The sequence below is a fragment of the Paenibacillus sp. FSL H8-0315 genome (assembly GCF_038005365.1).
GTDB lineage: Bacteria > Bacillota > Bacilli > Paenibacillales > Paenibacillaceae > Paenibacillus_AQ > Paenibacillus_AQ odorifer.
In genome coordinates, this window is the sequence record NZ_JBBOTA010000001.1 from 3,501,606 (window position 1) to 3,524,741 (window position 23,136).

Below are 23,136 nucleotides of genomic sequence, written 5' to 3' on the forward strand. Positions count from 1 at the left end.
ATGATCAAGACGATGAAAGAAGTATTGCAGATTAATGAGGCTGATAATGTCGCTGTTGCACTAAAAGACTATAAAGCAGGCGACACCATTGTGATTGGTTCAAAAGAGATTAAAATTACTGAAGATATCGCTAGAGGCCATAAAATTGCACTATCCAGCATTAGCGAAGGTGAAAATGTATTGAAATATGGTTACCCCATTGGTCATGCTATAGCGTCTATCGCGCCGGGGCAGTGGGTGCATACCCATAACACTAAGACAAACCTAACAGGGGTAGAGGAATATACCTTTGAGCAGAAGCTGACGCCGAATCCTTTTGCAGCGGAGAATTTGACCTTTAAGGGCTATCGGCGCTTTGATGGATCTGTAGGTATCCGCAATGAGCTGTGGATCGTCCCTACTGTTGGTTGTGTGAATGGAGTGGCGGAGCAGATCATCAATATTTTCAAAGCAGAGGTTGGAGATATCGCACCTTTCGATAACGTGCTCGTGCTTAAGCATAACTACGGTTGCTCCCAGCTGGGCGATGATCATGACAATACACGTACGATTCTGGCTAACGCGGTTAAACACCCGAATGCGGGCGGCGTGCTTGTGCTCGGATTGGGCTGTGAGAATAACAATTTGCATATTTTTAAAGACATGCTGGGCAGCTATGATGAGGATCGTGTGCGTTTCCTTGTCTCCCAGGAGGTTGGGAATGAGATTGAAGAAGGCGTGAAGCTGCTGAAGGAAATCTATAATAATGTCCAAGGCGATCAACGGGAAGAGGTATCACTCTCCGAGCTGAAGATCGGTCTGAAATGTGGAGGCTCCGACGGGTTATCCGGTATTACTGCGAATCCGCTCCTTGGACGTCTGTCTGATTATATGGCTGCTCAAGGCGGGACCACTGTACTGACAGAAGTGCCTGAAATGTTTGGTGCCGAAAAAATTCTAATGGAACGTGCTGCGGACGAAACTATTTTCAACAAAATTGTCGATCTCATTAATGACTTTAAGCAGTATTTTATGGACTATAAACAGCCGGTATATGAAAATCCTTCTCCAGGGAATAAAGCCGGAGGAATTACTACGCTTGAGGATAAATCATTGGGTTGTACTCAAAAATCGGGGAACGCTACAGTTATGGATGTCCTCAAGTACGGGGAGCTTATCACTAATAAAGGCTTAAATCTCCTTAACGCACCTGGCAATGATCTTGTGGCTTCCTCTGCACTGGCTGCTGCTGGCTGCCAATTGGTGATCTTTACGACCGGGCGGGGAACACCATTTGGTACATTCGTGCCAACGATGAAGGTATCTACCAATACCCCATTGTATGAAGGCAAACGTCATTGGATCGATTTTAATGCAGGTGTGTTGGTGGAAGATGGTTCTCCAGATGAGGTCCTGCGCAGCTTCATAAACTATATTATTGCGGTGGCCAGCGGTGAATGGGTTAATAATGAAAAGAATAATTTCCGTGAGATCTCCATATTCAAAACAGGAGTAACGCTATAATAAATCATTAATTAATGACAAATCAGGCTGTCTCTTATGCTTTTTAAGCGTAGGGGGCAGTTTTTTTAGGTTCACAGCATACATAATCCGTCTTAAAAAGAACGATAATTGCTTTCTTTTGAATTAGTGATTGCAATCACAATGGTCCTGTACGGCCTGTGCTAATCTTTTATTGAGAATAGTTCTCACATAAAGGAGAAGAGTCAGATGGAAAAAGTGCTGAGTTTGGATGAATCTATATTCGAGATGGTATCACGGCATCCGGAGGTCATCGAGATTATGGTAGAGCTGGGCTTTAAGGATATTGCCAAGCCTGGCATGCTGCAGACCGCTGGCCGTTTCATGACCTTATCCAAAGGAATTAAGCTGAAGAAAATGGAACTCGAGCACGTGAAGCTAACTTTTGAACGTCATGGTTTCGAGATTATTTAATAAAGGAGTGTTAATATGAGCGAACTGATTAACAACCGTGAAGTTGATGTGCCGGAACAGACTCGTCGCCAGGCTATGCTTAAGGAAATTATTAAAGAGCTGCATGCAGGCAAAAGTGTAGAAGAGGTTAAGGCGCGGTTCGCCGAAGCTGTGGGTGATGTTACCGTAGCGGAGATTTCCGCGATGGAGCATTCATTAATGACCGAAGAAGGGATTCCGGTATCCGAGGTCCAACGTCTTTGTTCGGTGCATACAGCCATCTTTAAAGGCTCTATTGAGCAGATTCACCGCTCGTCCCAGCCCGAGGAGCAGCCAGGCCATCCAGTACACACCTTCAAATTGGAGAATCGTGAGATCGAAAGACTTGTTAACTTCCGCATGGATCTGCACGCAACAAAGTTTCAAAAGAATGATAGTGAGGAACTGATCTTCAAATTGTTGGAGGATCTTAGCTTGCTGCTGGATCTTGATAAACACTATAGCCGAAAAGAAAATCTGCTGTTCCCATACCTCGAAAAATACGGCATTTATGGCCCGACCAAGGTAATGTGGGGAGTGGATGATAATATCCGCCGTATGATTAAAGAGGCAAAAGCAGCGCTCAGCACTTATAGCGGAAACGCAGCAGAAATAGGTATTCAGCTTGAGGAGATCATCAAGGAAGTTAATGAAATGATCTTTAAGGAAGAAAATATTCTATTGCCCATGGCCCTGGACAAACTGACGGAAGATGAATGGGTCAAAATCGCCCGGGAGAGCGATGAGATCGGGTTCTGCCTAACCGCACCGGAGCAGGAGTGGATCCCTGAGCGGGCCGCTGAGCCGGGAGGCGCAGTGCTGGAAGAAACAGAAGGAGCTACGCCGCAAGGCGGGTTTGTCCGTTTTGAGACAGGGTTGTTGTCACTGCATCAACTGGAGACCGTACTCAACCATCTGCCTGTAGATCTAACCTTCATTGATGAGAATGATGTTGTCCGATATTTTTCACATGGGAAGGAACGTATCTTTGCCCGAACTAAAGCGGTTATCGGCCGTACAGTACAGAACTGTCATCCCCCGCAAAGTGTTCATGTGGTAGAGAAGCTTTTGGAAGACTTTAAGGCAGGCCGTAAGGATGCTGAAGACTTCTGGATCAATATCAAGGATAAGTTTATCTACATCCGTTACTTCGCTGTACGAGACGAGTCAGGCCAATATATGGGCACGCTAGAGTTCACACAGAATATCGCTCCAATCCGAGCATTAGAGGGCCAAAAGCGCATTTTATCAGAATAAATCGGTGCGTTGGGTTATTTTCCAGATAATAATATAGGTACAAGACTCTCTTACTTAGGCGTAAGGGGGTCTTTTTAGAATATAATAGAGTATACTCTTAAAATAAGGAATTCCCGGGTGTGTTGTCTTTCCTTGACCACAGAGAGGGCTTCTATTATAGTTGGTACTTAGGATTAACTATTTTAGTATAAAAAAAGGTGGCTTGTTACATGTCTGAGAATATCTACGTTGGCGTGGATTTGGGTGGAACTGCAATTAAGGTTGGAATCTGTAATGCTGAAGGTACCCTTCTTCATACTTATGAGGGACCTACAGGAACTGCAGAGGGTGTCGATACTGTTATCGATAATATCGAGAAGTATGTACGCCAAATTGTGGAGGATTCCCCGTACTCTTGGGATCAGCTTGCAGGTGTAGGAGCGGGTGTAGCCGGGTTCACAAATATTCGTGAAGGAATCATCATCCTTGCGCCTAACATAGGATTTAGAGATGTGCCGATCCGTTCCATTTTGGAAGATCGTTGGAACAAGCCTGTCAAAATAGACAATGATGCGAATGTGGCTGCACTGGGCGAAGCTTGGAGTGGTGCGGGACGTGGCGTTGATAACTGTGTCTGCTATACGCTTGGAACAGGTGTCGGTGGCGGAATTATTATTAATGGAAAGATTTATCAAGGCTTTGCGGGATTAGCTGGTGAGCTTGGTCATATCACAGTAGTGCCGGATCTGGAAGCTATTCAATGCGGCTGTGGCAACATGGGCTGTCTGGAAACCGTTTCCTCCGCTACAGGTATTATCCGCATGGCTAATGATGCAGTAGCTCGTGGCGATCGTACTTCCCTCTCTATGGTAGAGAAGATTGCTGCGAAAGAAGTCTTTGATGCGGCTAAGGCTGGCGATGAAGTAGCTATCCGTATAGTGAATCGTGCAGCGTACTATCTGGGTAAATCCATGGCTTCTGTTGCGGCTGTGCTTAACCCTGAAGTATTTATCGTTGGCGGCGGTGTGTCTAAGGCTGGAGATATTCTATTTGACGAGGTTCGTCGTGTGTTTGCGAAATTGACACCGGCTCCGCTTCAAACTGGTGTTTCGATTATTCCAGCTGAGCTTGGCAATGACGCAGGTATTGTTGGGGCTGCCGGCCTTTTGCTGCGTTCTTAAAAGACGGGAAGTATTCATATACTAAATCTAGGGAGGGGACGCTTTTATGACCGAATTGGACAATACCCCAACGGCTGGAGCCACCCTGATTATTATTACGGGAATGTCAGGTGCGGGGAAGACAATTGCTGTACAAAGTCTGGAAGACCTAGGGTTCTTCTGTGTCGATAATTTACCACCGGTGCTGATTCCCAAGTTCGCAGAGCTAATTGAACAGTCAAAGGGTAAGATTGCCAAGGTAGCCCTTGTAATTGACCTGCGTGGTCGAGAATTCTTCACTGCTTTGTCTGAGTCTCTTGCCTATATCAAGGATGAGTCAACCATTGGCTGTGAGATCTTGTTTTTGGATGCTACAGATTCAGTACTTGTTCAGCGTTACAAGGAAAGTCGACGTCATCATCCATTAGCACCTAAGGGGCTGCCGCTTGATGGTATCAAGCTAGAACGTAAGATGCTTGAAGAATTGAAAAATTCAGCTACGTTATGTTTAGATACCAGCAGTATGAAGCCCGTGCAGCTTAAGGAGAAGATCGTTTCACGGTTTTCGCATCTAGGAAAAAGTACGCTTTCCGTCAATATTACATCCTTCGGATTTAAGTACGGTATTCCTATTGATGCAGATCTTGTCTTTGATGTCCGCTTCTTGCCTAACCCACATTATGTGGACCATCTGCGGCCTAAAACCGGCCAGGACAGTGAAGTCTACGATTATGTAATGAAGTGGCCTGAAACACAGGTGTTCCTGACCAAACTGCTCGATATGCTTCATTTTCTAATTCCGCAATATCGTAAGGAAGGTAAGTCCCAGATTATCATTGGCATTGGCTGTACGGGAGGTAAACACCGTTCCGTAGCCATTTCCGAGTATTTGGGTAAAATGCTGGGCGTTAGCGAGACGGAATCCGTAACCGTTAGTCATCGGGATTCCGAGCGTGATCGGCACTAGAGAGAAGGGGTCATAGTGGCTGAAGAACAAAGACAGCGTCCACGTATCGTCGTTATGGGCGGTGGCACGGGGTTATCTGTCATGCTTCGTGGTTTAAAAGAGAAGCCATTAGATATTACTGCTATTGTTACCGTTGCCGATGATGGGGGAAGCTCTGGTATTTTACGCAGTGAACTGCAAATGCCTCCTCCTGGGGACATCCGCAACGTATTGACAGCTATGGCTGATGTTGAGCCGCTCATGGCAGAGATTATGAGATACCGTTTCAACACGGGTGAGGGACTAGCTGGTCATAGTCTCGGCAACTTGATTCTTGCTGCGCTCACGGATATATCCGGCGATTTCGTTACAGCTGTACGGGAGCTCAGTCGATTATTCGCTGTTCGCGGCCGGGTATTGCCTGCGGCCGGTGAGGCTGTAATCCTGCATGCAGAAATGTCGGACGGCACGATTATCACGGGGGAGTCCAAAATCCCTGAAGCTGGCGGGATCATCAGACGAGTGTCCTTGGAGCCGCCAGATGTAGAACCGTTGCCCGAAGCGCTTGAGGCGATACGGAATGCAGATGCGATCCTGCTGGGTCCTGGCAGTCTGTATACGAGCATTCTTCCCAACCTGCTTGTTCCGAAACTGGCAGAAGCGGTTGTATCTTCGAATGCTATCAAAATTTTCGTCTGCAACGTAATGACTCAGCCGGGTGAAACGGATAACTATACCGTCAGCGATCATCTTCAAGCTGTATATGATCATATCGGGATCGATTTATTCGATTATGTTATTGTTAATGACGGTGAGATTCCGGAACAGGTCCAGACGAAGTACGCCGAGAAGGGCGCGCGCCCGGTGCAGCTTGATAAAGAAGCGCTGGATGGCAATGGATACAAGGTTATAGCCGATAAACTGGTTTTATTCCGAACTTATTTGAGACATGATACCGATAAGCTTAGTCATCACATTTATCAGCTTGTGCAGGATTGGATAAACAGAAACCCTAGGGTATAACTTATAGATGAGAACGAAGTACTTATCAAGAAAGAGGTGAGACCCTTGTCTTTTGCGGCCCTTACCAAAAAAGAGCTGACGATGGTGGAGAGTGAACCCTGCTGCGAGAAGGCGGAAATGTCAGCGCTTATCCGTATGAATGGATCTGTGCAGCTTTCAAGCAAAAAGGTTATTCTCGACATTTCGACGGAGAACGCCGCGATTGCAAGGCGGGTATATTCTTTACTTAAGAAATATTACCAGGTCCATATTGAGCTACTCGTGCGTAAAAAAATGCGTTTGAAGAAAAATAACGTCTATATCGTCAGAATCCCAAACCGTGTACAAGAGATCCTAAAGGATCTTAGAATTGTGTCGGAAGGATTTATTTTTACCGATGGTATTGATGATGAGATTGTTGGGAATAACTGCTGCAAGCGTGCTTATTTGCGCGGTGCCTTTCTGGCTGGCGGATCGGTTAATAATCCGGAAGGCTCCTCCTACCATTTGGAGATTTCCTCGATGTATGAGGAACATTGTAAAGCATTAGTGGATCTGGCTGGGGAATTCCACCTAAACGCACGCTGTATTGAACGTAAAAAAGGGTTCATTCTTTACATTAAAGAAGGCGAGAAGATTATTGAATTCTTAAGTTTGATTGGAGCGCATCAGGCGCTGTTCAAATTTGAGGATGTAAGAATTATGCGCGATATGCGTAATTCCGTGAATCGGATCGTGAACTGCGAGACCGCAAATCTCAACAAAACAATAAGTGCTGCGGTGCGGCAGATTGAAAATATCAAGCTGTTGCAGCGAGAAATGGGACTGGAGAATTTGCCGGATAAACTGCGTGAAGTAGCAGAAATTCGAATGGCGCATCCAGATATCAACCTCAAGGAGGTTGGTGAAATGCTCAAAGGTACAGTCAGTAAGTCGGGAGTAAATCATCGGCTTCGTAAGATTGATGAGCTGGCGGACAAGGTTCGAGGCGGCTAATTACTTTTTTTCTAGTGTGGTTTACGTTATAATGATATAATAATATAAAATTAATGTGAAACTTTTGGGGAGAACTCAATTAGGGGGTAAGCGTTTCATGACAAAGCACCCGGTAGTTGTTCGGTTGAAGACAGGGCTTCATGCCCGACCGGCAGCATTGTTTGTGCAAGAAGCTAACAAGTTTTCGTCGGAGATTTTCGTGGAAAAAGATGATAAAAAAGTAAATGCTAAAAGTATTATGGGGATTATGAGCCTCGCTATCAGTTCCGGCACGGAGATTTACATTAGCGCGGACGGTGCGGATGCCGATCAAGCTGTAAACGCTTTGACAAGTCTGGTCAGCAAAGAAGAGCTTGAGAACCAATAATAGGAAGACAACATCGTTTCTGCTAGGAAGACTTTATTTATCGCATGACCAAAAGCCCTTCGGGGCTTTTTTTAATACCAAAAAATAGATGGAGAACGTGCAACATTTACCAAAATGACTCGTCTAGAGGATAATAACAAATCACAAGAAATGAAAGGGGCTGGCAAATATGAAAGGTTTATTGAAGAAAATTGGTTCAGTGATGATCGTAGGGAGTTTGTTAATTGGAGGGATCAGCATGAGTGGTGTTTTCCAAGGTCCTGCAAAGGCTTACGCAGATGAAGTGCAGAAAAATGTCGTTAGTGTAGTAGGTAAAGGCGAATTGTCCCTCAAGCCGGATATCGTATACTTGTCCATCGGTGTGGATACTACGGCCACAACTGCGCAAGAAGCGCAGAAGACCAATGCCGCTAAAATTCAGAAGATTATGACTTTACTGAAGAATACTTGGAAAATTGCAGATAAAGATATTCAAAGCACGCAGTTTTATGTGCAACCCAATTATAGTTACAGCGAAAAAGAAGGACAGCAAGTGAAGGGGTACAACGCCAATCATACGCTGTTAGTGTCTTATAGAGATCTGACCAAGGTTGGTGAATTGCTGGACGCTGCATCTGCGGCAGGGGCGAATAATATCGGAAATGCACGTTTTTCTGTGGAAGATACTTCTGCATTTGAAGCTCAGGTGATTGAAAAAGCGATGGCGAATGCAGATGTTAAAGCAGGGGCTATTGCTAAGGCAGCTAAACGCAGCTTGGGTCAAGTGATCACGGTCAGCCAAAATGATGGCGATATCACTCCGGTTTATTTTGAACAGAATCTAAAAATGAATATGGCTGCAGCAGATGCTGGTGCAAGCACATCCGTGCAACCCGGAGTAGTTAAAGTTACAACTCAGCTGAGCGTAATGTATGAATTGAAATAGTATCAGAACAAGGTGAATGCAGAGAGGAGAGGTGATCTTCCACTAGTAATAGTGGGGGGCGCCTCTTTTTTTGTGTAAGTTCTCTACGATTCTGTTTAATAAATTGGAAAGGAGAGGAAAAATAAGATGATGAATATTATTTCAAAAGAATCAGCACGCAAATGGGGCATAGGTCTGATGTCAGCAGGTTTATTGTTTGGTGGAGGTCTGCTGCCCAGCGAAACGGGTTATGCAGCAGCTAGTAAAACGGAGAATAAAGCTATTGATTCGCGTATCGTTTTAAAGGCAAACGGGATAAATTCGTTGCAGGAAGGTATTTTGAAGGAAGGACAGGCCTGGATTCCCATAACTTTTATGCGAGATGTGTTGGGATTACCGCTTGTGTATGATAAGAAGGAAAATGCGTACATGATTGGAAAAGGATCGACCAAGGCCAAGTTGATGTTATCCAGCTACGGTACTTCTGTGTGGGTGAACAACTATTTCATTCGAGAGTATGAAGGGAAGTTAATTAATAATCGCCTCTATGTTCCATCAGGATTGTTAAATGATTATATGGGTTATAAGGTAGATTGGAGTCGGGCCGCCAGTAGGCTGAATGTGGTGAACAGACCGCAGAACGCGCTGACGGTAACCACGGAAACTTATGCTAAAGATCGGGCAGAAGCTTTTATTCAGCTTGATTATCCGAAGATCAGTGGATTGGGCAACTCCAGTGCGCAACAAGCTATTAATAATACTTTGAAGGAAAGTGTTATGAAATTCGCGGCGGGTGCAGAACAGGATATCTCCGATCGAGATGGAGCAGAGCCCAAATACACCTATGATTCAGGTTATGTAGTGACCTACAATCAGAATGGTGTGATCAGCATAGTGATGCATCAGTATAGTGATACGGGCGGGGCCCATGGAATGACTAACCGTGAAGCCTTCACCTTCTCGCTTAAGGATGGTAAACGTCTACTGTTGGGCGACCTGTTTGGAGCTAATCCAAACTACAAAAAACAGCTGAATGCAAAGCTGAGCAAGCTACTGAAGGCAGAGGATAGTTATTTGGGAGGATTCAACGGATTGAATACGGAGAAATATTTCTATCTGAAGGACGACAAGGTTGTTCTGTTCTTCCAATTATATGAGTACACAGCGTATGCTGCAGGCTTCCCTGAGTATACTTTTAGTTTCAAAGAGCTTTTACCGGATGGCAGTAGCCCGTTTGCTGGCATAAAATAAATGGAAATGCTTCGTCTCCGCTAATGTCGGCACAAGACATCTCCCCCTTACCAGAGTTGTCTCTTGTTCATATGCTAAAGGGAGTAACTAGTTTATGAACGGGGGAGAGCTATGGGCTACCAATATACTGCAATTGGCGATTCCTTGACGACTGGATTTGGTGCTCTGCCAGGTAACGGTTTTGTACCGGTGTACCGTAGAATGGCAGAAGGGAGACTGCGGACTACTGTAGCCTCTACGAATTTAGGCGTGAACGGAATGACTACTTCAGAGCTGGAGCAGCGGCTGCGCGGAAATTCCATGATGCGTGAGGCCGTTCGAGTAGCTGATATCATCACTGTGTCTATCGGTGGTAATGATTTGATTCACGCGGCCAAATCAGCAGCAAGACAGCAAGGCAACTTATCCGCAGAACTGCGCAGATCGCTTCAGGAATGCAAACAAAATTTCTCTGCAATTATGAATATCCTTATACAATTGAAGGCGAGGACGCGTAGACCTTTTATCATTAGAATTGTGGGATTATATAACCCCTATCCTCAGGTGGTTGGTGCGACAGAGTGGGTCAGGCAGTTTAATCAATACGCAGCACAGTACAGCAGCCGAGTATGTGGATTTGCTTCGATTTACAGTGAGTTCGCAGGAAATGAGAGAGGGCTGTTATCCATTGATCATTTGCATCCGAATGGCCGGGGTTATCGCGTAATTGCCGAGAAGCTGGATGCGCTAGGTTATGGCGGCCTGGCTTAATTGGATTTAGGTCTTCTATAAAATATAAAGAGGCTGTGCTCTAACCATAACGGATAGAGCACAGCCTCTTTATATTTTTACTTTATAGCTTACACACCGCTAGGCAATGTCTTCTCGATTACTTTATCTACGATACCGTATTCAGCCGCGTCTGCAGCAGTCATGAAGTAGTCGCGATCTGTATCCTTCTCAATACGTTCTAGAGGTTGACCCGTACGTTCTGCTAGAATACGGTTCAGCTTATCGCGCAATTTGAGGATGCGGCGGGCACGGATTTCAATGTCCGTTGCTTGACCTTGAGCACCACCCAGAGGCTGGTGGATCATGATCTCGCTGTTAGGCAGTGCGAAGCGTTTGCCTTTGGCGCCAGCGTTTAGCAGGAAAGCTCCCATGGAAGCTGCCATACCCACACAGATGGTGGAAACGTCTGGTTTAATGTACTGCATTGTATCAAAAATAGCCATACCTGCAGTAATGGAACCGCCTGGGCTATTCACGTAAAGGTGAATGTCCTTGTCAGGATCTTCGGCAGCCAAGAACAGCATTTGTGCGATGATAGAATTGGCTACCACGTCATTAACCTCCGTTCCAAGGAAAATGATGCGGTCCTTCAGCAGGCGGGAATAGATGTCATAAGCGCGCTCGCCGCGGTTGCTCTGTTCTACTACCATAGGAATATAACTCACGTGGAAAACCTCCTTGATATTGGTTCTTTAAATGTATTCATTTTTACTCTTGCCGTATTACCCACATGATAAACAAATTCAAACAAAAAGTCAAAGAAAGTCAAACTTATATTCAAAAAAAAGAGCCGACAAGCGGCTCTTTGGTTAAGTAGTAGTATAGGCACTACTAAATTATGTGCAAAAATGAAATTAATGGCGCGCCCGCCAAGAATCGAACTTGGATCTCAGGCTTCGGAGGCCTACGTCATATCCATTGGACCACGGGCGCAACAAAAATGATTATAATACAATTTTTACACAATTGCAATGTAATATTAATACTGGACAAGCGCTTTAGGGGCAGGCATCGGGCGCTATATCTTTTTCTGACCTTATTAATGTATAAGAAGACAAGCGCTTGAGAATTCTACTCTCGGAAGACTTGCGCTTCGAGCAATATTTGGTTAGAATATGGGTGGGACTTAAAAAGTTTACCCGGGACGTTTTGAGACCATGAACAAGGGAATAGAGGAAGACGAAGTTGCAGGAGTGAAAGTATGCGTAATTTATTAGATATCCAAAAGCAGCTTCTGCCTGATCTCATGGAAACCCTTAAGAGACGGTACACGATTCTTCATCAGATCATGCTGTCCGATATTATTGGGCGCAGAACGCTAGCCGCTTCGCTAGATATGACTGAGCGGGTACTGCGTGCCGAGACGGATCTTCTGAAATCGCAAGGGCTTATTGAGATCGAGAGTGTTGGCATGCGCATTAGCGCTGCTGGACGTAGACTGCTTGATTTGCTAGAGCCGGTTGTTAAGAGCCTATTTGGTCTGGATGAGTTGGAAGAGAAAATTCGAGCAACGTATGGTCTGGATAAAGTTATTGTAGTACCGGGTGATTGTGAGTCATCGCCGTTCACCAAACGAGAGCTTGGCCGAGCGGGTGCTAAAGCGCTGCTGAGTATACTTCGCGCAGATGATACAGTTGCCGTCACAGGTGGATCTACGCTTGCCGATATGGCTGATCAACTGACACCGCCGTTGTCCCTTTCCTATAAGAACGCTTGGTTTGTTCCGGCGCGTGGAGGATTAGGAGAGAGTATGGAGATTCAAGCCAACACGATTGCCTCAACAATGGCAAAGCGGGTTGGAGCCAACTACCGGTTGTTGCATGTCCCTGATTTGCTTAGCGGGGATGCATACCAATCGCTGGCACTTGACTCTAATATTGGAGAGATTGTACAAACCATCCGTAGTTCGCGTATTATTGTACATGGGATTGGGGATGCCATTGAAATGACCCGCCGCCGCAAACTGGACGAGGCTACAGTCTCGGAAATCCAGGGTGAAGGGGCAGTGGCCGAATCTTTTGGCTATTATTTCAATGAAGAGGGTCAGGTTGTCCATACCATGCTTACGATGGGTCTACGTCTAGAAGATATTATTCGGACAGAGAAAGTCATCGGTATTGCAGGAGGCAAACCCAAGGCCAAAGCCATTCATGCCATGCTGCGTTTCGGGCAGGAGAATATTCTCGTCACGGACGAGGCTGCTGCAGTAGAAATAGGCAAGGAAATTGACAATCAACTACAGCTATCTTCGTAGTTTTTAGATTGCAGGCAATAACATACTTCTTGCATCATACTTAACATTGTTGTCATGACAGACCTCACCGTCTGTTTTGAATAAATAAAACGAATTCTAGGAGGAACTATTCAATGAGTGTAAAAGTTGGAATTAACGGTTTTGGACGTATTGGACGCCTTGCTTTCCGCCGTATTCAAAATGTAGAAGGTATCGAAGTGGTAGCAATCAACGACTTGACTGACGCTAAGATGCTTGCTCATTTGCTTAAATATGATACAACTCAAGGTAAATTCCAAGGTGATGTTGAAGTGCATGATGGCTTCTTCAAAGTCAATGGTAAAGAAGTTAAGGTTCTTGCTAACCGCAACCCTGAAGAATTGCCATGGGGCGACCTAGGCGTTGATATCGTACTTGAGTGCACAGGTTTCTTCACAACTAAAGAAGCAGCTGAAAAACACTTGAAAGGTGGAGCTAAGAAAGTAGTTATCTCCGCTCCAGCTACTGGCGACATGAAAACTGTCGTTTACAACGTTAACGATGACATTCTTGATGGTACTGAGACTGTTATTTCCGGCGCATCTTGCACAACTAACTGCCTAGCTCCAATGGCAAAAGTACTGAACGACAAGTTCGGTATCGTTGAAGGCTTGATGACTACAATTCATGCTTACACTGGCGACCAAAACACTTTGGATGCTCCACATGCTAAAGGTGACTTCAGACGCGCTCGTGCAGCAGCTGAGAACATCATTCCTAACACTACTGGTGCTGCTAAAGCAATCGGTCTGGTTATTCCAGAACTTAAAGGTAAATTGGATGGTGCAGCTCAACGTGTTCCAGTTGCAACTGGTTCCCTGACTGAGCTTGTAACTGTTCTTGATAAGAGCGTTACTGTTGAAGAAATCAACGCAGCAATGAAAGCAGCTTCCGATCCAGACACTTATGGTTACACTGAAGATGAAATCGTATCTTCCGACATCAAAGGTATGACTTTCGGATCCCTGTTCGATGCTACACAAACTAAAGTATTGACTGTTGGCGACAAACAACTGGTTAAAACTGTTGCTTGGTATGACAATGAAATGTCCTACACTGCACAATTGGTTCGTACTTTGGAGAAATTCGCTAAAATCGCTAAGTAATTGACTTGATATAAGCAACATCTATAGAGCGGAAACAGAAATTCCTTGTTTCCGCTCTTTCTAAATGTATTTCTTGTTTCCTGCTAGAAACAATTTTGGGTGTGGAGGAATTAATCATGAACAAAAAAAGCGTCCGTGATGTAGAAGTAAAGGGTAAGCGCGTATTTGTACGCGTGGATTTCAACGTACCTGTAGAAGACGGTAAAATTACTGATGATACTCGTATTCGCGAAACACTTCCAACCATTAAATATTTGATCGAGAACGGTGCAAAGATCATTCTTGCGAGTCATATGGGTCGTCCTAAAGGCGAATTCGTAGATTCCATGCGTTTGACTACTGCTGCTGAACGTCTGTCCGAGCTCCTTGGCAAACCCGTAGCTAAAGCTGACGAAGCAATTGGCGAAGCTGTAAAAGCAAAAATCGCTGAGCTAGGCGAAGGCGACGTACTTGTACTTGAGAATGTTCGCTTCTACCCAGGTGAAGAGAAAAACGATCCTGAACTGGCTAAACAATTCGCTGAATTGGCTGATTTGTTTGTTAATGATGCGTTTGGTGCGGCTCACCGTGCACATGCATCGACAGAAGGTATCGCTCATTTCTTACCAGCTGTATCCGGTCTTTTGATGGAGAAAGAATTGTCCGTTCTTGGTAAAGCTCTTTCTAACCCAGAACGTCCTTTCACTGCGATCATCGGTGGTTCGAAAGTTAAAGACAAGATTGATGTTATTGATAACTTGTTGTCTTTGGCTGATAACGTCCTGATCGGCGGTGGATTGTCTTATACATTCACTAAAGCACAAGGCTTTGAAATCGGTAAATCACTAGTAGACAACGACAAACTTGACGTTGCTCTTGGATTCATCGAAAAAGCAAAAGCACTTGGTAAAAACTTCATGCTTCCTGTTGATGTTGTTGTTGCTGATAAATTTGGTGCTGACGCTAACACTAAGATCGTTGATTACAATGAAATCCCAGAAGGTTGGGAAGGACTTGATATCGGACCTAAGACTCGTGAACTTTATGCCGATATTATCAAGAACTCCAAGCTGGTTGTCTGGAATGGACCTATGGGCGTATTCGAAATCGATAAATTCGCTGAAGGTACACTTGCAGTAGCAAAAGCTTGTGCAACTACTGAAGGTTACACTGTTATTGGTGGCGGAGATTCCGCAGCAGCAGCAGAGAAATTCCACCTGGCTGATCAAATGGATCATATCTCCACTGGTGGCGGTGCATCCCTTGAGTTCATGGAAGGCAAGGCGCTTCCTGGCGTAGAAGCACTGAACGATAAGTAAGACCTAAGAAGGAGGCAACATAAGTCATGAGAACACCTATTATTGCAGGTAACTGGAAAATGTTCAAAACAGTTCCTGAAGCAGAAAGCTTTATTGCTGAAATTAAAGGCAAAGCAGAAGTAGAAGGCGTTGAGACTGTAATCTGCGCTCCATTTACTAACCTGCCTGCACTTGTAGCAGCTGCAAAAGGTACTAACATCAAGATTGGTGCACAAAACCTACACTTTGAAGATAACGGTGCTTACACAGGCGAGATCAGTGGTGTAATGCTAAGTGATCTTGGTGTGGACTATGTTATCATTGGCCACTCTGAGCGTCGTGCTTATTTTGGCGAAACGGATGAAATCGTGAATAAGAAAATGCATGCTGCATTCCGTCACGGAATTACTCCTATCGTATGTGTTGGCGAAAAGCTCGAAGAGCGTGAAGCTGATCAAACTAAAGCAGTATGTAAAGTACAAACTGAAGCTGCATTCCAAGGTCTTAGTGCCGAGCAAGCAGCAAAAGTTGTTATTGCATACGAACCTATCTGGGCTATTGGCACAGGTAAATCTTCCACTTCCCAAGATGCTAATGAAGTTATTGCTTACATCCGCAGTCTTGTAAAAGATCTGTATGATGCAGCAACAGCTGAAGCTGTTCGTATTCAATACGGCGGCAGCGTGAAGCCTGAGAATGTAACTGAGTACATGGGCCAAAGCGACATCGATGGTGCGCTTGTTGGCGGTGCCAGCTTACAACCGGATTCCTTCGTTCAATTGGTTGAGGGGGCGAAGTAAGATGTCAGCTCCAAAACCCGTAGCTTTGATCATCATGGATGGTTTTGGTTTGCGTGGAACGACAGAAGGTAATGCCGTTGCTCAAGCCAACAAACCTAACTATGACCGTTACCTGAAACAATATCCTAACACTACACTCACTGCTTGCGGTGAAGCTGTAGGCCTTCCGGAAGGGCAAATGGGCAACTCCGAAGTAGGGCATTTGAATATTGGTGCAGGCCGGATCGTTTATCAGGATTTGACTCGTATCGATAAATCGATTCGCGAGGGTGAGTTCTTCGATAACGAAACCCTGGTTAGCGCAGTTAGAAATGCTAAGAACACTGGCAAAAAGCTTCACCTTTATGCGCTTGTATCCGACGGAGGGGTACATAGCCATATTAACCACCTGTTTGCTATGCTTGACCTGGCTAAAAAAGAAGATATGCATGAAGTGTATATCCATGCTTTTATGGACGGTCGTGACGTAGCTCCTGATAGTGGGAAGAAGTTTGTCCAAGATCTAGTAGCTAAAATCGAAGAGGTTGGCGTGGGTACAATTGCAACGGTGTCCGGACGTTATTACGCAATGGATCGTGATAAACGTTGGGAACGTGTAGAGAAAGCCTACCGTGCTATGGTTTATGGTGAAGGCCCTAAATACACGGATGCTGTGCAAGCCATCACTTCATCTTATGAAAACTCGGTATTTGATGAATTCGTTGAACCTAGTGTAATTGTAAACAGTGAAGGCAAACCTGTAACGGCAGTAGAGAGCGGCGATTCCGTCGTATTCCTCAACTTCCGTCCTGACCGTGCTATTCAATTGTCACAAGTGTTCACGAATCAAGATTTCCGCGGTTTCGATCGTGGTCCTTTGTTCCCGCAAAACCTGCACTTCGTATGCCTAACTACTTTCAGCGAAACGGTACAAGGTTATGTAGCCTATTCACCGAAGAACCTGGATAACACATTGGGTGAAGTGCTTGTTCAACAAAACAAGAAGCAACTGCGCATCGCGGAAACTGAGAAATATCCGCATGTAACCTTCTTCTTCAGCGGTGGACGTGACGAGGAGCTTCCTGGTGAAACTCGGATCTTAATCAACTCTCCTAAAGTGGCAACCTATGATCTTCAACCTGAGATGAGCGCATACGAAGTGGCTGCAGCCTGCGTAGCGGAAATCGAAGCGGAAAGACAGGATGCTATCATTCTTAACTTTGCCAATCCTGATATGGTTGGACACTCCGGCATGCTGGAACCAACAATCAAGGCTGTAGAAGTGACGGATGAGTGTGTAGGTAAAGTAGTGGATGCGGTTGTTGCCAAAGGTGGCGTTGCCATTATTATCGCTGACCATGGTAATGCAGATATGGTATTTGACGAGAACGGTCGCCCGTTCACAGCTCATACAACCAATCCTGTTCCGTTCATCGTGACTACTGAGAATGTTGTATTGCGTGAATCCGGTATTCTTGCAGACGTAGCACCAACAATCCTAGATTTGATGGGACTTCCGCAACCTGCGGAAATGACCGGACAATCCATGATTGCTAGCCGTAAGTAAGGTAAGGTATAACGCCTTTGATTTTAAGCTATACAAGTAAGACCAAAACAATGTTAAAAGGAGATTAACTTACATGACTATTATTTCTGATGTATATGCTCGCGAAGTCCTTGACTCCCGTGGTAACCCTACTGTAGAGGTTGACGTTTATCTGGAATCCGGTGCTAAAGGCCGCGCTATCGTTCCTTCCGGCGCTTCCACTGGTGCTCACGAAGCTGTAGAACTTCGTGATGGCGACAAATCCCGTTACATGGGTAAAGGCGTTCTGAAAGCTGTTGAGAACGTAAATGAAATCATCGCTCCAGAAGTTATCGGTATGGACGCTCTTGACCAAGTGGGCATCGACAAATTGATGATTACTTTGGACGGAACTCCTAACAAAGGTAAATTGGGCGCTAACGCAATCCTAGCTGTATCCATGGCAGTAGCTCGTGCAGCTGCAGCAGCTTTGGATATTCCTTTGTACGTATACCTGGGCGGATTCAACGCTAAAACTCTACCAGTACCAATGATGAACATCATCAATGGTGGTGAGCATGCGGACAACAACATCGACGTTCAAGAGTTCATGGTTCTTCCTGTAGGAGCTCCAAGCTTCAAAGAAGCTCTTCGCACAGGTGCTGAAATCTTCCACAACTTGAAATCCGTACTTCAATCCAAAGGCCTGAACACAGCTGTAGGTGACGAAGGTGGTTTCGCACCGAACCTTGGTTCGAATGAAGAAGCAATCACTACAATCATCGAAGCTATTGAAAAAGCTGGTTACAAACCAGGTGTTGACGTATTCTTGGGTATGGACGTTGCTTCCACTGAGTTCTACAAAGACGGTAAATACACCCTTGCTGGCGAAGGTAAATCTTACACTTCCGCTGAGTATGTTGACCTTCTTGCTTCATGGGTTGAAAAATATCCTATCATCACAATCGAAGACGGTATGTCCGAAGACGACTGGGATGGCTGGAAATTGCTTACTGAAAAATTGGGCGATAAAGTCCAATTGGTTGGTGACGACTTGTTCGTTACTAACACTGAGCGTCTTGCAACAGGTATCGAAAAAGGTATCGGTAACTCCATCTTGGTTAAGGTTAACCAAATTGGTACATTGACTGAAACTTTTGATGCTATCGAAATGGCTAAACGTGCTGGTTACACAGCAGTTATCTCCCACCGTTCCGGTGAATCCGAAGATAGCACAATCGCTGACATCGCTGTTGCGACTAATGCTGGTCAAATCAAAACAGGTGCTCCTTCCCGTACAGACCGTGTTGCTAAATACAACCAATTGCTTCGCATCGAAGATGAGTTGGGTGAATTGGCTCAATACAACGGCCTGAAATCCTTCTACAACCTTAAAAGATAATCTGCTTTTATAGCAGACTTCGAAGACCCGCCGTTATGGCGGGTCTTTTTTATGATTTGAAGAAGATAGACTTTAATAGGTTTATCCTTATCTTGCAAGAAAAGCTACGACTTAACAGTCTAAGCTGTTGTATTACCGACAGCGCTATGATAAAATAAGAATACTGTTTATGTATCGTGATAACCTAAATTACCATAGATAGTGATGCTTAGGCGTAGGAGGTGGAAGTGAATGGATATTTTTTTGAAAGTTGTGCTCCTGATTTTTTCCGTCGGTCTTATTGCGGTCGTTCTTCTGCAAAAGGGGAAAAGCGCGGGTCTTTCCGGTGCCATCTCTGGCGGTGCTGAGCATCTCTTTGGTAAAACAAAAGCTCGTGGTATGGAGCTTGTACTACAACGTGTAACTGTTGGACTTGCTGCTGGTTTCTTCATCATGGCGATTCTAGCTGCTATTCTAATCGACTAAAAGATCTACCGTAAGCCCTCGCTCTGTTCTAAATGGAATAGAGCGGAGGCTTTTTTGTTATATTAAAAGGAGTTAAAAAGCACCTAAGGGTGCTTTTCTTTTCATATTCGCAAAGAAAAAGGCTGGATCGATAGGAAGTAAATCTGAAATTGGCATGGATGTATTTCAGCAGTTAAAGGAAATTTTGTACTGTGTTAACCTTTGGATGACAGTAACAGGGATGCGCAGGATTGATTTCGTGTATACTAGGGTATGAAGTAGTAAAGGTAAAATTTACTTGGCATTACTGCAGGGCAGGACAAGATATACATATTTGCCAGCGGCTTGAAGCCGCGGAGGGCTGGGGTGACGAACATGATAACACAAGAAATATTACTCGATTTCATGCGGGAAACTGCATATAAACCAATGACTTATGAAGAGCTGGTGAGTCATTTTGCTCTAGAGGATAGTGAAGGGTTTAAAAAGTTCGAGGAGCTGCTGATTGAATTAGAGCAGGATGGAAGAATTGTATTGACCCGTACTGCACGCTATGGCGTGCCAGAACGGATGGATTTACTGCGTGGACGTTTACAAGCACATGCGAAGGGTTTTGCTTTTTTAATCCCGGATGATCGTGATCATCCTGACGTATATATCCATGCAAATGATCTTAAGGGAGCTATGAATGGCGATATCGTTCTGATTCGTATTACCTCTAAAAGTCCGTCCGGCGGACGTATGGAAGGCGAAGTAGTACGTATTGTAAAACGTGGCGTGTTGCAGACGGTAGGTGTTTTTCAAAACCTGGAGACCTATGGTTTTGTGCTGCCTGATGACAAGCGGATTAATCGTGATATTTTTATTCCGAAGCAATCCTTTAAAGGTGCTGTAGATGGTCAAAAGGTCGTTGTGCGTATTGTGAGTTATCCGGAAGGCCGAGCAGCGGCAGAGGGTGAAATTATTGAAATTCTCGGACATAAGGATGATCCGGGTGTTGATATTCTTTCCATTATCCGCAAACATCAATTGCCTGAAGCATTTCCAGCTGAAGTGATGGATGAAGCCGATAGTGCTCCTGATTCAATTACAGAAGAGGAGATTGCGGAGCAAGGAAGACGCGACCTGCGCGGGCTGAACATTGTTACGATTGATGGCGAAGATGCTAAGGATTTGGATGATGCGGTAAACGTACAGCGCTTGGAGAATGGACATTACAAGCTGGGCGTCCATATAGCAGACGTAGGTTATTATGTGCGTGAAGGCTCTGAGCTGGATAAAGAAGCCTATGACCGCGGTTGTAGTGTGTATTTGGTAGACCGGGTTATTCCGATGTTGCCGCACCGTCTATCGAACGGGATTTGCAGCTTGAATCCACAGGTAGACCGGTTAACAATGTCCTGTGAAATGGAATTTAACGAGCAAATGAAGGTTGTGAAGCACGATGTCTTTACGAGCGTGATTCGCACCAAAGAGAGAATGACTTACTCCAATGTTCGTAAAATTCTCGAAGATGAAGATCCAGAGCTGCTGGAACGTTATAGTCCACTAATTGATGATTTCCGCCTCATGAAAGAATTGGCGATGAAGCTGCGCGATGCGCGGATGCGCCGGGGTGCGGTTGATTTTGATTTTGAAGAGAGCAAAATCATCGTCGACGAGAACGGCAAGGCTGTAGATATCGTGAAGCGTGAACGTTCTGTAGCGGAGCAGATTATCGAGGAGTTTATGCTGGCGGCAAATGAAACGGTTGCTGAGCATTTCCACTGGTTGAAGGTTCCGTTCCTTTACCGGATTCACGAAGATCCAGATCCAGAGAAGCTGCAGAATTTTATGGCTTTTGCGGCCAATTTCGGATATCACGTCAAGGGCCGTGGCAATTCGGTTCATCCACGTGCTTTGCAGGATCTGTTGGAGCAAATCCAAGGCACAAAGGAACAGACGGTCATCAGTACGATGATGCTGCGTTCCATGAAGCAGGCAAAGTATGATGCGGAGAGCACGGGCCATTTCGGACTGGCTGCGGAATACTATTCTCACTTTACTTCTCCAATTCGCCGGTACCCCGATCTGGTCATTCACCGCGTAATGCGTGAAGTGATTGAGAATGGAGGGGCACTGACCCAGAAACGGCATGATTATTTGTCTAGCCGGATGCCTGACATTGCTCAGCAGTCCTCGGAACGCGAGCGTGTGGCGGTAGAAGCTGAACGCGATACGGAGCAACTGAAGAAAGCAGAATACATGCAGGATAAAGTAGGCGAGGAATTCGAGGCTATGGTCAGCAGTGTGACCAGCTTCGGAATGTTCATCGAGCTGGATAATACCGTCGAAGGTCTTATTCGTCTCAGTGCAATGAGCGACGATTATTATCACTTCGACGAAGGTCATATGGCGCTTATTGGCGAGCGCACATCGCGTGTGTTCCGCATTGGTGACGAGGTGAAGATCCGAGTCGCCAAAGTAAATATGGATGACCACACGATCGATTTCGAGTTGGTCGACATGAAGCCACGCGCGCCAGGCGAGCACCGCGGCGGTGGTTTTGCAGGCGGCCGCGGAGGCAAGGGCGGCCGTTCGGGCGGCGGCTTCATTAAGCCGGCCGGGGCCAAAGGCGCCGCGGGCAAGGGACGCGGCGGTAAAGGCAAGCCCGGCGGCGCTGCTGCAGGCGCGGGCAAGGGCAAGCCGGGCGCAGCTGTGCGCGCCGGTGAAGGGCCGCGCGAAGCGGCCGGTGTTGGCGCAGCGGGCGGCCGCGGTAAGCGGAAGCGCGGGCGCGAGGCCGGCGAGGATGCGCGCCGGGTAGTTGCTGCGCCGGGCGCAGAGCGCGGAGGCGAAGCCGGCGGCAACGCAGGCGCGCCGCGTGAGCGCAGCGGCGGGCGAGGCCGCGGCGGAGACACCGGCGGTGCCGGTGGTGGACGCGGCATCAGCTTCGGCTTTGGCTCCGGCAAAGGCGGATACGGCGCTCCTGCGTCCGACTCCTCCGGCGGCGAAGCGCGGGGCGTGGACGGCAGCACGAAGTTCCGCAGCCGCGAGGATCGCGGGGGGAACTTTGGCGGTGGAGAAGGCCGTAACGGTGCTCCTACAGGCAAAGGCCGCCGCAAAAAGAAAACCAAAGGCGGCGTGTTCATCGGCCAGTCCGTGACACCAGGCAACGTAGAGACTTCTGAGCAAGTCACTTCTAAACGAAGTGACAATAATGGCGGCGCTCCAGAAGGAGCACCACGTAAGCGTAAAAAGAAATAAATGACGGTTATGCGTTGCATAACTCTATAACGATAAAAAGCACCGTCCCTCTTGGGGCGGTGCTTTTTAACTCATAACAGGCTTGGTTAATTGCATTATGTGCAGTTAAATTTGGGTTATGTAGTAAAAGTGGTAGTTAGTTGCATTTTGTACATCTAAATCTGATGAGTTACCTCTAATTGGTCTGATTTCGCTTTTTTAGCTGCAGAAAGTGCAACTAATTAGTTTTTTGGCGGTGATAAGGCTTAAATAGTTGCACGAAATACATTTATATATAGAAAAACGTAGGTGATAGCAAGTGAATAGGTAGAGGATAGGCACAGTATAGGTAAAAGCGGCACTATTTGAATAGGCGTCGAATAGATGTATATCCAAGTAGGGGGAAGCGGATAATTGAGAACAAATATGTAATAAGTAATTAGGGTAGATGGATATAGATATGTGGAAATTAGTGGATAACTATCTGTTAATTAAGGCGCACAAGTAAAAGGGTAACCTCGCT

Annotated in this window: 20 protein-coding genes and 1 tRNA gene; 19 read left to right on the top strand and 2 right to left on the bottom strand. The window is 45.8% G+C overall.

Annotation, left to right across the window (positions count from 1 at the left end; translation table 11 throughout):
• Window positions 1-12 precede the first annotated feature (12 nt).
• From MHB56_RS15325 to MHB56_RS15375, 11 genes are all read left to right on the top strand, one after another.
• Entirely contained in the window at window positions 13-1,503 is a 1,491-nt protein-coding gene (locus tag MHB56_RS15325; protein WP_076219204.1) for a UxaA family hydrolase, read from the top strand.
• 207 nt (window positions 1,504-1,710) lie between these two features.
• A complete protein-coding gene (locus MHB56_RS15330) occupies window positions 1,711-1,935 on the top strand; it encodes a DUF1858 domain-containing protein (RefSeq protein WP_076186866.1) in 225 nt (74 codons plus the stop codon).
• Between the two features lie 15 nt (window positions 1,936-1,950).
• Window positions 1,951-3,210, top strand: a complete 1,260-nt coding sequence (locus MHB56_RS15335; protein WP_341143726.1) for a DUF438 domain-containing protein — start codon at window positions 1,951-1,953, stop codon at window positions 3,208-3,210.
• 209 nt (window positions 3,211-3,419) lie between these two features.
• Window positions 3,420-4,370 carry an ROK family glucokinase gene (locus MHB56_RS15340; protein ID WP_036687097.1) on the top strand — a complete coding sequence of 317 codons (951 nt, stop codon included), beginning with the start codon at window positions 3,420-3,422 and terminating at the stop codon, window positions 4,368-4,370.
• Window positions 4,371-4,416: 46 nt separating this feature from the next.
• The gene (gene rapZ, locus MHB56_RS15345) at window positions 4,417-5,316 is read left to right on the top strand and encodes an RNase adapter RapZ (protein WP_076126855.1); all 900 of its coding nucleotides are present in this window, start codon (window positions 4,417-4,419) and stop codon (window positions 5,314-5,316) included.
• A 54-nt stretch (window positions 5,317-5,370) separates the two neighbouring features.
• Window positions 5,371-6,318 carry a gluconeogenesis factor YvcK family protein gene (locus MHB56_RS15350; RefSeq protein ID WP_169744815.1) on the top strand — a complete coding sequence of 316 codons (948 nt, stop codon included), beginning with the start codon at window positions 5,371-5,373 and terminating at the stop codon, window positions 6,316-6,318.
• 45 nt (window positions 6,319-6,363) lie between these two features.
• Window positions 6,364-7,293 (top strand): DNA-binding protein WhiA, encoded by a 930-nt coding sequence (gene whiA, locus MHB56_RS15355; RefSeq protein WP_036687104.1) that lies wholly within the window; start codon window positions 6,364-6,366, stop codon window positions 7,291-7,293.
• 97 nt (window positions 7,294-7,390) lie between these two features.
• Window positions 7,391-7,660: an HPr family phosphocarrier protein gene (locus MHB56_RS15360; protein WP_036687106.1), complete on the top strand. Its 270-nt coding sequence runs from the start codon at window positions 7,391-7,393 to the stop codon at window positions 7,658-7,660.
• A gap of 169 nt (window positions 7,661-7,829) precedes the next feature.
• The gene (locus tag MHB56_RS15365; RefSeq protein WP_076126857.1) at window positions 7,830-8,585 is read left to right on the top strand and encodes an SIMPL domain-containing protein; all 756 of its coding nucleotides are present in this window, start codon (window positions 7,830-7,832) and stop codon (window positions 8,583-8,585) included.
• A gap of 126 nt (window positions 8,586-8,711) precedes the next feature.
• Entirely contained in the window at window positions 8,712-9,815 is a 1,104-nt protein-coding gene (locus MHB56_RS15370; protein ID WP_076303372.1) for a PdaC/SigV domain-containing protein, read from the top strand.
• Window positions 9,816-9,926: 111 nt separating this feature from the next.
• Window positions 9,927-10,565: a GDSL-type esterase/lipase family protein gene (locus MHB56_RS15375; protein ID WP_076186860.1), complete on the top strand. Its 639-nt coding sequence runs from the start codon at window positions 9,927-9,929 to the stop codon at window positions 10,563-10,565.
• Window positions 10,566-10,654: 89 nt separating this feature from the next.
• Here MHB56_RS15375 and clpP read toward each other — a convergent pair whose 3' ends face one another.
• Together clpP and MHB56_RS15385 are read right to left on the bottom strand one after the other, a co-directional pair.
• Window positions 10,655-11,251 carry an ATP-dependent Clp endopeptidase proteolytic subunit ClpP gene (gene clpP / locus MHB56_RS15380; RefSeq protein ID WP_036687113.1) on the bottom strand — a complete coding sequence of 199 codons (597 nt, stop codon included), beginning with the start codon at window positions 11,249-11,251 and terminating at the stop codon, window positions 10,655-10,657.
• Window positions 11,252-11,444: 193 nt separating this feature from the next.
• Window positions 11,445-11,519 (bottom strand) — tRNA-Arg (locus tag MHB56_RS15385).
• A 268-nt stretch (window positions 11,520-11,787) separates the two neighbouring features.
• Between MHB56_RS15385 and MHB56_RS15390 the strand changes: the two genes are divergently transcribed.
• From MHB56_RS15390 to rnr, 8 genes are all read left to right on the top strand, one after another.
• Window positions 11,788-12,840, top strand: a complete 1,053-nt coding sequence (locus MHB56_RS15390; protein ID WP_036687118.1) for a sugar-binding transcriptional regulator — start codon at window positions 11,788-11,790, stop codon at window positions 12,838-12,840.
• A gap of 113 nt (window positions 12,841-12,953) precedes the next feature.
• A complete protein-coding gene (gene gap / locus MHB56_RS15395; protein WP_036687120.1) occupies window positions 12,954-13,964 on the top strand; it encodes a type I glyceraldehyde-3-phosphate dehydrogenase in 1,011 nt (336 codons plus the stop codon).
• A gap of 116 nt (window positions 13,965-14,080) precedes the next feature.
• The gene (locus MHB56_RS15400) at window positions 14,081-15,262 is read left to right on the top strand and encodes a phosphoglycerate kinase (RefSeq protein WP_036687122.1); all 1,182 of its coding nucleotides are present in this window, start codon (window positions 14,081-14,083) and stop codon (window positions 15,260-15,262) included.
• 26 nt (window positions 15,263-15,288) lie between these two features.
• Window positions 15,289-16,041, top strand: a complete 753-nt coding sequence (tpiA, locus tag MHB56_RS15405) for a triose-phosphate isomerase (protein ID WP_036687124.1) — start codon at window positions 15,289-15,291, stop codon at window positions 16,039-16,041.
• A 1-nt stretch (window position 16,042) separates the two neighbouring features.
• Window positions 16,043-17,587, top strand: a complete 1,545-nt coding sequence (gpmI, locus tag MHB56_RS15410; protein WP_076305439.1) for a 2,3-bisphosphoglycerate-independent phosphoglycerate mutase — start codon at window positions 16,043-16,045, stop codon at window positions 17,585-17,587.
• Between the two features lie 73 nt (window positions 17,588-17,660).
• A complete protein-coding gene (gene eno, locus MHB56_RS15415) occupies window positions 17,661-18,947 on the top strand; it encodes a phosphopyruvate hydratase (RefSeq protein ID WP_036687130.1) in 1,287 nt (428 codons plus the stop codon).
• Window positions 18,948-19,178: 231 nt separating this feature from the next.
• Complete coding sequence (gene secG / locus MHB56_RS15420) at window positions 19,179-19,412, top strand: preprotein translocase subunit SecG (protein ID WP_076126868.1); 234 nt, start codon at window positions 19,179-19,181, stop codon at window positions 19,410-19,412.
• Between the two features lie 354 nt (window positions 19,413-19,766).
• A complete protein-coding gene (rnr, locus tag MHB56_RS15425; protein WP_341144377.1) occupies window positions 19,767-22,634 on the top strand; it encodes a ribonuclease R in 2,868 nt (955 codons plus the stop codon).
• The last annotated feature ends 502 nt before the right edge of the window (window positions 22,635-23,136 follow it).

Coding starts and splice junctions, on each gene's coding strand:
- MHB56_RS15325 (WP_076219204.1), top strand. CDS start 13: ATGAAAGAAGTATTGCAGATTAATGAGGCTGATAATGTCGCTGTTGCA.
- MHB56_RS15330 (WP_076186866.1), top strand. CDS start 1,711: ATGGAAAAAGTGCTGAGTTTGGATGAATCTATATTCGAGATGGTATCA.
- MHB56_RS15335 (WP_341143726.1), top strand. CDS start 1,951: ATGAGCGAACTGATTAACAACCGTGAAGTTGATGTGCCGGAACAGACT.
- MHB56_RS15340 (WP_036687097.1), top strand. CDS start 3,420: ATGTCTGAGAATATCTACGTTGGCGTGGATTTGGGTGGAACTGCAATT.
- rapZ (WP_076126855.1), top strand. CDS start 4,417: ATGACCGAATTGGACAATACCCCAACGGCTGGAGCCACCCTGATTATT.
- MHB56_RS15350 (WP_169744815.1), top strand. CDS start 5,371: ATGGGCGGTGGCACGGGGTTATCTGTCATGCTTCGTGGTTTAAAAGAG.
- MHB56_RS15360 (WP_036687106.1), top strand. CDS start 7,391: ATGACAAAGCACCCGGTAGTTGTTCGGTTGAAGACAGGGCTTCATGCC.
- MHB56_RS15365 (WP_076126857.1), top strand. CDS start 7,830: ATGAAAGGTTTATTGAAGAAAATTGGTTCAGTGATGATCGTAGGGAGT.
- MHB56_RS15370 (WP_076303372.1), top strand. CDS start 8,712: ATGATGAATATTATTTCAAAAGAATCAGCACGCAAATGGGGCATAGGT.
- MHB56_RS15375 (WP_076186860.1), top strand. CDS start 9,927: ATGGGCTACCAATATACTGCAATTGGCGATTCCTTGACGACTGGATTT.
- MHB56_RS15390 (WP_036687118.1), top strand. CDS start 11,788: ATGCGTAATTTATTAGATATCCAAAAGCAGCTTCTGCCTGATCTCATG.
- gap (WP_036687120.1), top strand. CDS start 12,954: ATGAGTGTAAAAGTTGGAATTAACGGTTTTGGACGTATTGGACGCCTT.
- MHB56_RS15400 (WP_036687122.1), top strand. CDS start 14,081: ATGAACAAAAAAAGCGTCCGTGATGTAGAAGTAAAGGGTAAGCGCGTA.
- tpiA (WP_036687124.1), top strand. CDS start 15,289: ATGAGAACACCTATTATTGCAGGTAACTGGAAAATGTTCAAAACAGTT.
- gpmI (WP_076305439.1), top strand. CDS start 16,043: ATGTCAGCTCCAAAACCCGTAGCTTTGATCATCATGGATGGTTTTGGT.
- eno (WP_036687130.1), top strand. CDS start 17,661: ATGACTATTATTTCTGATGTATATGCTCGCGAAGTCCTTGACTCCCGT.
- secG (WP_076126868.1), top strand. CDS start 19,179: ATGGATATTTTTTTGAAAGTTGTGCTCCTGATTTTTTCCGTCGGTCTT.
- rnr (WP_341144377.1), top strand. CDS start 19,767: ATGATAACACAAGAAATATTACTCGATTTCATGCGGGAAACTGCATAT.